Origin of the sequence: Parafrankia sp. Ea1.12 (genome assembly GCF_900465275.1) — a bacterium.
Lineage (GTDB): Bacteria > Actinomycetota > Actinomycetes > Frankiales > Frankiaceae > Parafrankia > Parafrankia soli.
Map to the genome: position 1 here is coordinate 24529 of NZ_UBIZ01000470.1, position 8285 is coordinate 32813.

General features: G+C 69.6%; 8 protein-coding genes. 5 read left to right on the forward strand and 3 right to left on the reverse strand.

Features of this window, described 5'->3' with window-relative positions; all coding sequences use genetic code 11:
- The first annotated feature begins 29 nt into the window (after nucleotides 1–29).
- The 5 genes from FMEAI12_RS28125 to FMEAI12_RS28145 all read left to right on the forward strand — a co-directional run bounded on the left by FMEAI12_RS28125 (nucleotide 30) and on the right by FMEAI12_RS28145 (nucleotide 5429).
- Nucleotides 30–1013 (forward strand): ATP-binding cassette domain-containing protein, encoded by a 984-nt coding sequence (locus tag FMEAI12_RS28125; protein ID WP_112108450.1) that lies wholly within the window; start codon nucleotides 30–32, stop codon nucleotides 1011–1013.
- Nucleotides 1013–1771, forward strand: a complete 759-nt coding sequence (locus FMEAI12_RS28130) for an ABC transporter permease (RefSeq protein WP_235014677.1) — start codon at nucleotides 1013–1015, stop codon at nucleotides 1769–1771. Before FMEAI12_RS28125 ends, FMEAI12_RS28130 begins: the two co-directional genes overlap by 1 nt.
- A 305-nt stretch (nucleotides 1772–2076) precedes the next feature.
- Nucleotides 2077–3387, forward strand: coding sequence for a TIR domain-containing protein (locus FMEAI12_RS28135; protein ID WP_112108447.1), 1311 nt, complete (start codon nucleotides 2077–2079; stop codon nucleotides 3385–3387).
- On the forward strand, nucleotides 3381–4244 hold the full coding sequence (locus FMEAI12_RS28140; protein ID WP_160144339.1) for a PfkB family carbohydrate kinase: 864 nt from the start codon (nucleotides 3381–3383) through the stop codon (nucleotides 4242–4244). Before FMEAI12_RS28135 ends, FMEAI12_RS28140 begins: the two co-directional genes overlap by 7 nt.
- A gap of 297 nt (nucleotides 4245–4541) precedes the next feature.
- On the forward strand, nucleotides 4542–5429 hold the full coding sequence (locus tag FMEAI12_RS28145) for a DMT family transporter (protein ID WP_112108451.1): 888 nt from the start codon (nucleotides 4542–4544) through the stop codon (nucleotides 5427–5429).
- A gap of 53 nt (nucleotides 5430–5482) precedes the next feature.
- On the opposite strand, the gene FMEAI12_RS28150 is transcribed toward FMEAI12_RS28145, so the two are convergent.
- From FMEAI12_RS28150 to FMEAI12_RS28160, 3 genes are all read right to left on the reverse strand, one after another.
- Complete coding sequence (locus FMEAI12_RS28150) at nucleotides 5483–6502, reverse strand: AIM24 family protein (RefSeq protein WP_112108449.1); 1020 nt, start codon at nucleotides 6500–6502, stop codon at nucleotides 5483–5485.
- A gap of 29 nt (nucleotides 6503–6531) precedes the next feature.
- Nucleotides 6532–7209 carry an AIM24 family protein gene (locus tag FMEAI12_RS28155; RefSeq protein WP_071066821.1) on the reverse strand — a complete coding sequence of 226 codons (678 nt, stop codon included), beginning with the start codon at nucleotides 7207–7209 and terminating at the stop codon, nucleotides 6532–6534.
- Nucleotides 7210–7305: 96 nt separating this feature from the next.
- A partial coding sequence (locus FMEAI12_RS28160; protein ID WP_200835437.1) for an AIM24 family protein occupies nucleotides 7306–8285 on the reverse strand: 980 nt, incomplete at its 5' end.

Consider the following 8285-nt stretch of genomic DNA (forward strand, 5'->3'; position numbering starts at 1 on the left):
TTTTGGATGACCATGTCGCCGTGGACGACATGGTCATCACTCGGGGGTTGCGCAGGTCCTTCCCCGCCCACGGCCGGACCGTCGACGCGGTACGCGGGGTCGACCTGCGCGTGCCGGCGGGCGAGGTGTTCGCGTTCCTCGGTCCGAACGGTGCCGGCAAGACGACGACGCTGAGGATGCTCCTGCCCATCGGTGGCGGGCAGGCGCTCGTCGCCGGCATCGACGTCGCGCAGGATCCCGCGGGGGTACGGCGCCGGATCGGGTACGTCGGTCAGGTCGGTGGGGCCGATCTGCCGGCCACCGGCCGCGAGAACCTCCTGTTGCAGGGCCAGCTGTACGGTGCGCGCCGGCCGGAGGTCGTCAGGCGGGCCGGCGAACTGATCGAGACGTTCGCCCTGGCGGACTTCGTCGATCGGCGGGTGGGCACCTACTCGGGTGGGCAGCGGCGACGGCTCGAGGTCGCGCTCGGGCTCATGCACCGCCCTGAGCTGTTCTTCCTCGACGAACCCACGACCGGCCTCGATCCGCAGAACCGCGCCAACCTCTGGGAGCAGCTTCGCGCCCTGCGCGCCGCCGGCACGACGATCTTCGTCACCACCCACTACCTCGACGAAGCGGACGAGCTCGCTGACCGGATCGCGATCATCGACGGCGGCCGGATCGTCGCCGAAGGCAGCCCCGCGCAGCTGAAGCGGGGCCTCGCCGGCGACACAGTCGTGCTGAGGCTCAGGCCTGGGCCAGTGCCGCTTGATCGGCTCGCGGCCGAACTCAACGACCTGCGCTGCGTCAAAGAGACGCGCATCGACGGCGACACGGTCCGCCTCGCCGTGGTCGACGGCACCCGGACGCTCCCGCTCCTGCTCGACGTCCTGCGCTCGCGCGGGACCGCGCCGGAGACGCTCTCGCTGTCCGAAGCCTCCCTCGACGACGTCTTCCTCGCCAGGACCGGACGCGCCCTGCGCGACGCCGGTGCCGGCGCCGAGCACTCGACCGAATCGAGGTCGGTGGCGTGATGCTTGCCCGCGAGCTGCGACTGCTGTGGTGGCGGAAGATCCTGGAAACCCTGCGCGAACCTGTCTGGGTCCTCATGGGCCTCATGACGCCGCTGCTCTATCTCGCCTTCTTCGCGCCTGTACTGCGGCCACTCGCCAGCGGCCCCGGCTTTGCCGGCGACGGGGTACTCGCCGTCTTCATCCCCGGAATCCTCTGCCTGATGGCCTTCGGCGCCGGCATGGGCGCCGGCTGGATCGTCGTCGCCGAGCTGCAGACCGGCGTGATCGAGCGCCTCCGCGTCACTCCGGTGAGTCGCTTCGCCCTGGTGATGGGCAGCGTCCTGCGTGACACGGTCCGGTTCGTCGTACCGGCACTGATCGTGATCGGCGTCGCCGTGCCGTTCGGCTACCACCCCGACGCCGGTGGGACGGCGCTGATGCTCTGCCTGCTGTGTCTGCTCACGGCCACCGTTTCCGCCTGGTCGGCCGCGCTCGGAGTCACCCTGCGCGACATCGGCAGCCTCGCCGCCGTGGTCACCGGGCTGCAGCTGCCGCTCACCCTGCCGTCCGGCATCCTGCTCCCGCTGTCCCTCGCGCCCGGTTGGCTGCGCGGCCTCGCTCACCTCGACCCGCTCTACTACACGGTCCAGGCCGCGCGCCTGCTGTCCGCCGGGATCGTGTCAGACCGGACGGTCGCCGAGGGTTTCCTCGTGGTCGGCGCTCTCACCTGGCTCACGCTCACCTGGGCGGTCCGCACCTTCCGCACAGCTACGGTCTAGGAACCAGATGTGTCCCCGGCGGCGTACGCGCCAGTACCGACGTGAGGCGGAGCAACACCGCCTGCCGCAGACGTACGCCGCGTTCGCCGCGTTGCGGGACTCGACCCGGCCGGGACGCGACCGGCGCGGAATTTTACCAGTACACCCTCGGATCCATCCAATCGACTACGGGCCTGGACGGCCATTTTGGCGCCGACCCGGTTGAACGCACCGGGATCCCGACGAGATACGGGCACTTTCGCGGCACGTGCGGGTACCATACGTCGCAGCACCGATTCTGATCTTCGCGACGGGGCGGAGTCCGCATGGCCGTCTTCATCAGCTATCACAGCAGCAAAAAGGCCGTCGTACAGCATCTGGCCGCCTACTTCGCCCGCCACACGATCACTACCTGGTACGCCCCCCGCGACGTCCCGCCAGGGTCAGACTGGGATGCCGAGATCTCACGGGCCATCAAAAACTCGACTGCCCTCGTCTTACTGTTCTGTTCGTCCGCCGACTCGAGTATGCACGTGAAGAGGGAAATACTACTCGCAGACAAAGCGCGCATACCGATCTACTGGGTGCGACTCGAGAAGGTCGAACCCGAGAAACTGGGATACTTTCTGAACGCGACCCAGTGGATCGACTGGCTCGACAAGCGCGACACCACACTTGACACGCTTGTTCAGGACCTCAAGAGCCCGGTCTCGCCGGGCAGAGTTCTGGAACCGAACGAGATCGATCGGACGGCCCTGCCCGCGACGGAGGCCCCGGTCGAGGGCTGGCCGGCCGAGTTCATCGCCTTCGAGAATGAAAGGGTCGCGGCCGACGCTGCCGCACACAGCTATTTTCGCATTGCACAGGAATCGCCGGACCGGAGCCTTGTCCTGCCCACCGGAAGAGCCGCCACGCAGCTCTTCCGAGGGATGCTCCGAGTAGCCGGAGACTACGCACCACGCCCTTTCGGTGACGCACGTCTCGTTTCAGACACCGAGACCTTCGGCGTGCACGAGCGCCACTACACGTCACGCACTCGCCACGTGGTCGAGACCTTGATCGAGCCACTGAACGAGAAAGGGCTGGGCCCGAGCGAGAGTCAGCTGAATCTCTTGACGGGTCAGATCACAGACGACGATCCCATCCTCCGGACGCAACGAGTGCTGCGGCTCTGGCCACCCGCAGTGCACGCCGTGTCGGTCTCCCCTGCCGGCGAGGTGCTCGGCTACGAAGTCGGTTCGTACTCCGACCCCGAAGAGATCGTCAGCGACGGCTGTCGAATCGTGGAGCTGAGCGAGCAGGGCAGGAAGTACATCGATCCGAACCAGCCGTCACGTTCCGTGATCACGGTGGGTCTCGGCACGGCCCTCGAGTCCCCGGGACTCATGCTCCTCGGATTCGACCGGAGCAAGGCACGGATCATTCACCAGATGGCCCACTATCCGGAGACGGCCGGGATTCCCGCGACGCTGCTGCGCCGACACGACCATGCCGTGATCGTGGGGACGCGAGCGGTGGCCGAGGCCGCGGACATCAAGAAGGCGCGCGTGCCCGCGTCCGCCGAGGAGGGTTGCGAGTGGATTCTTCACAGGTTCAGCCAGCGAGGTCGCCTGTCATCGCCATGGTCGGCATGGTGACGATCGACTATCTGTACGTGCTGGAGAGCCACCCGGTCGAGGGCAGCACCAATGCGGCAAAGGCCCACCGTGTCGTCGCTGGCGGGCCAGCGGGACGGAGTGCGATCGCCGCCGGACGCCTCGGCGGCGATGTCCGCGTTCTGGGGATGTGCGGAAATGATCTGCATGCCGACGTCCTGCGAGCCGAGTTCGGCCGTGAACCGCTGAGCCTGACCCTTTTCCCCGAAGACCAGCCGAGCCAGCACTCCTGCGTGATGGTCGCCGACGACAGCGGCAGCCGCACCATCATCTGGACGCCTCAGCCACGGGTGAACCACCGGCTTCTCGATGCAGTGGACGATACTCTCCGCGGTGCGGCGGCGGCCCTGCTGGACTGTACCGATCCGGTGCTCAGCCGAGCCGCGATCGATTCCTGCCGCAAGTTCGAAATACCCGTGATCATCGATACAGGATCGTACCGGGAGTCAAGCGAAGAGTTTCTTTCTGGAGTAGATTACATCATCGCCCCGGAGAAGTTCTTCAGCGCAAGGCACCCCAAGGAGAGCCTCGAGGACGGCATGCGCAAGGTCTACTCCGATTTTCAGCCGGCGGTGCTTGCCGCAACGCGTGGTGAACTGGGCGGAATTTACCTGGACGCCTCCGGCGCACACTCGTACGACTCCCATCCGGTAACGGTGGTCGACAGCTGTGGCGCAGGCGACACCTTCCACGGCGCCTTCGCCTGGGCAATTGCGACCGGAGCGTCGACGGAAGAAGCCTTCCGTATCGCGTCCTGGACCGCGGCGCGGAAATGTTCGGCGCTCGGGAACGACGGCCTCCCCGACGCCGCGACTTTTTCTGCCTCACGGGAAATATAGACACCGCACCATTACTTCGCCGGCACGCCCTCGCGCCTCGGCATGCCGAGGCGGACGGCGGCGGGCGCCGATGGAAGTGATCCCACCTGGGTGGATGCCGTTGTCTTCGTCAGCGCGTCGTGTTCGGTGCTCGGTGGTCCGGCGGGGGTGGGGCCGGTCGCGCCGATCCGGGCATGCGCCGAGGTCAGCGGGTTGGCCCGGGCCGCCTGGTGGCCGTCCTGCGCGGTTCGCTCCAGTTCTGTGACAATTCCGATCCCGTGATCTTGTCTGTCCGGTAGTCATCCTGGTTGGGTGACCATGCCCGCCGTCGTCCCCGTCAGTCTGCTGGCGTCCTTTCTGTTCGCCTCGTCCGCCGCCCTGCAGCAACGCGCCGCCGGGCGGAGCAGTTTCGCGAAGCGCGCCGACAGCGCGCACGCCGTACCCGGAGTGGGGCTGCTGGCCGAGCTCGTCCAGGACAGGCTGTGGGTGCTGGGCTGGACGGCGAACATCAGCGGGTTCTGCGTGCAGGCCGCCGCGCTGCACCTGGGGTCGGTGGCCGAGGTGCAGCCGCTGATGGTCTGCCAGCTGCTGTTCGCGCTCCCGCTCGGCCTGATCGGCACGGGCCGGCGGATGTCCGCCACGGCCTGGTGGGGTGCGGCGGGGATCTGCGCCGGGCTGGCCGCCCTGCTGTCGGCCCGGGGCGACCTGCCGGCGGCGGGCGGGGTCGACCGGCCACGGCTGCTCCTCACCATCGGGGCGATGGTGCTCGTCGCCGGGGTGCTGACCATGGTGTCTCTCGGACGGTCGCCCACCGCCCGGGCCGTGCTGTTCGGGGTGGCCGCGGGCATGGTCTACGCGCTGACCGCCGTCCTCATGAAGGAATCCGCGGACCGGCTCGTGACGGACGGCTTCGTGGCGACGGCGGCCGACTGGTGTGGCTTCGGGCTCGCCGCGGCCACGCTGTCCAGCCTGCTCCTCGGGCAGGCCGCCTACGCCAGCGGACCGCTCGCCCCCGCGCTCACCGCCATGAACATCACCAACCCGATGATCTCCTGCCTGCTGGCGGTGCTGCTCTACGCCGCCCCGGTGCCGAGCACCACCTTCCAGCTACTCGGCGTAACCGTGGGGGCCGCGCTGATCGTCACCGGGGTCGTGCTGCTGGCCCGCACGCCGACGCTGCCCCGCCCCAGCAGCCAGTTGCCCTGACCAGCCGGGCCGGCACCGGGCGAGGGCCGGGCGGGGGCGCGAGCCCGGTCCGGTCAGTGGCGGCCCTGGTTTCCGAACAGCCCGCCGAAGCCGCCGAGCCCACCGGGGCCGCCGCCACCGAACCCGCCCGGGCCCCCGCCGTGGCCGCCGTGGCCGCCGCCGTGCCCGCCGAGCTGGTTGCCGGCGAACCCGCCCTGGCCCAGCCCGAACTGCCCGGCCAGGCCGGAGCCGGCGAGCGCGTTGTAGGGCGGCAGCAGCTCGCAGGGCTGGACGATCACATAGCCCTCGCCGGAGAACTGGAGCTGCCAGCTCTCCCCGGTGTTGCCCCGCGGCTTCCAGGCCGCGCTGGAGGTGACCGCGGCCTGCATCGAGACCTGCAGGCTCGACGACCAGCCGACGACGGCGTCGGCGTCCGCGAAGTAGTAGTTCTGGGTGGTCACACGCATCACCAGCGGGGCGCCCGAGGTGCACACGACGGCCTGGCCGTTGCCGCGCAGCTCGATCTGGTAACCGCCGACGCCGGCGATGCCCACCTGGCTGTCGACACGGACGAGATCCCAGTTCAGGCCGGCGTCGAACGCGAGCACGTTCTTGCCGTCCACGGTCAGGCCGTCACCCGCCAGGTCGAGGATGTGGATGTCCTGGGCCTGGTTGGCGAGGTAGACCGTGCCGGAGCCGGCGACGTTCATCAGGTTCAGGCCCTCGCCGCCGCTGAAGAAGCTGCGGAACCGGGAGCCCCAGCCCTCCCAGCGGGCGTCGAAGGTCGCGGCGCCCTGGTAGGCGACCATGGCGCCGCGCCGGGCGTAGAACTCGCGCATCCCCTGGGCGCCGAGGGTCGCCTTGAGCATCTTGCCGTTCTGCAGGGCGAACCGCTCGCCGCTGGTGACCTCGGGGTTGCCGAGCAGGCTGCTGCGGATCCCTCCCGCCGGCCCACCGGGGCCTCCTGGCGGCATCCCCCCGGGGGGCATCCCACCCGGAGGCATCCCTCCGGGCATGCCGGGACCGGGTCCGGGCGGAAACCCGCCAGGGGGCATCCCGCCGGGCTGGCCGCCGTACATCCCGCCGTGCGTCATGATCAGATCCTCTCACCCACGCCGGCGGATCAGCCGCGTGCCGAGAACGAGGGCCGCTCGTCCTCGCTCGGCTGCACCACGACGAAGCCCTGGCCGGAGAAGCCGAGCTGGAACGCCTCACCCGAACCGCGCCCGATCAGCCCGCCGAGCCGGGCGGTGCGCCTCGGCTCGACCCGCAGGCCGTCGGTATAGGCGACGAGGGCGTCGGTGTCGACGAACGTCGGCGCCTCCCGGGTGTCCAGCATGATCGGGTTGCCCTTGGCCGTCAGCGCCACCCAGCCGTGGCCGCGGACCACGACGTTGAACATGCCCATGCCGGAGAGCATGTTCACGCCCTTGACCCGCTCGATCCCCCACTGCAGGTTCGCGTCGAAGGCCAGGACGTTCTTGCCGTTGATGGACAGGCCCTCGCCGGCGAGCTGGGCGACGATGACCTCCTTGCCGTAGTCGGCCAGGTAGAGCAGCCCCTGACCGGTCGCGGTCATCAGCGGGACGCCCTCGCCCGTGGCCCAGGAGGACGCGATCCGCCCGAGCTGCGGCGGCTGCGGGTTGAAGTCGATCAGGCCCTCGTAGGCGATCATCGAGCCGACCCGGGCGAACAGGTCCTGGCCCGGCTGCATGACCACCTTGGCGATCTTGGACCCGTGCCTGCTCATCCGGTCCATGATCGGAGTCGGGCCGTAGTTGTTCATCAGGCTGCCCTGCACGGCCTGCTCCCCTCTTCCCGCGCACCCGCGGGAACGCCCGGGATCGCCCCGGCGCGCATCTCAGCCATCCCGGCGCGCAGCTGCGACCTCATGGGGTCAGACCTCATACGGCTGGACGACGACGAAGTGGCCGGCGAACCCCATGAACTGCAACGCGAACGACTCGCCGCTGGCTCCCGCGTAGATCTGGCGGGAGATGCGGACCTGGGTGGACACGCTCACCCGCATGCCGGACGTCCACGCCACCAGTGCGTTCATGTCGGCGAACGTGGGACCGGCGACGTTGAGGGTCATCGGCGTGCCCTTGGTCATCACGACGACCGACCCGGGCCCGGAGACCTCGAAGTGGAAGAAGCCGCCGCCGGGGATGCCGGGGCTCTCGATGCGTCGGACCTCCGAGCGCACGGTGGCGTCCATCGCCAGCAGGTTCTTCGAGTTGATGCACAGCGACTGGTTGCCGAGCTCGACGATGTGCAGGTCGGCGGCGTCCTGGGCAAGGAAGACCTCGCCGTCGCCCTTGCACGTCATGAGCTTGAGGCCCTGGCCGGTGAGCTTCTCCTCGATCAGCCCGCGGATCCCGCCGCTCTTGTAGTCGAACTCGATGTTGCCCTGGTAGGCGACCATCGAACCGCGCAGCGCCAGCGCCTCCGGGCCCAGGGTGACCTTGACCAGCTTGCTGTTCTGCTGGGTCCAGCGCCCCGCGGTCGGCACCTCGCGGTACGGGTTGAGGCTGTTCATGGCACCGGGCTGGACGGGGCGAGCCTGCGACGGCAGGACCTCCGTGGGCCCGAACCCGCCCGGCATCGGCTGACCGGGTGGCTGCTGGCCGGGCATCGGGTGGCCCGGCGCCGGTTGGCCGGGCGCGCCGAACCCCTGGGCGCCGGGCATCGCCGGCGGGGGCGGCGGCTGGCCGTAGCCCTGCTGCACGCCGCCAGCCTGGCCGTACGCCGGCTGCGGCTGGCCGTACGCCGGCTGCGGCTGGCCGTACGCCGGCTGCGGCTGGCCGTAGCCCTGGCCGGGATGAGCCGGCGCCGGCGGGGGCGGTCCCCCGGGCGGGGCACCGAAGCCCGGGGGAC

Excerpts from the sequence above, each read along its gene's own strand:
- FMEAI12_RS28125 (WP_112108450.1), top strand. The coding sequence starts at position 30 with ATGGTCATCACTCGGGGGTTGCGCAGGTCCTTCCCCGCCCACGGCCGG.
- FMEAI12_RS28130 (WP_235014677.1), top strand. The coding sequence starts at position 1,013 with ATGCTTGCCCGCGAGCTGCGACTGCTGTGGTGGCGGAAGATCCTGGAA.
- FMEAI12_RS28135 (WP_112108447.1), top strand. The coding sequence starts at position 2,077 with ATGGCCGTCTTCATCAGCTATCACAGCAGCAAAAAGGCCGTCGTACAG.
- FMEAI12_RS28140 (WP_160144339.1), top strand. The coding sequence starts at position 3,381 with ATGGTGACGATCGACTATCTGTACGTGCTGGAGAGCCACCCGGTCGAG.
- FMEAI12_RS28145 (WP_112108451.1), top strand. The coding sequence starts at position 4,542 with ATGCCCGCCGTCGTCCCCGTCAGTCTGCTGGCGTCCTTTCTGTTCGCC.
- FMEAI12_RS28150 (WP_112108449.1), bottom strand. The coding sequence starts at position 6,502 with ATGACGCACGGCGGGATGTACGGCGGCCAGCCCGGCGGGATGCCCCCT.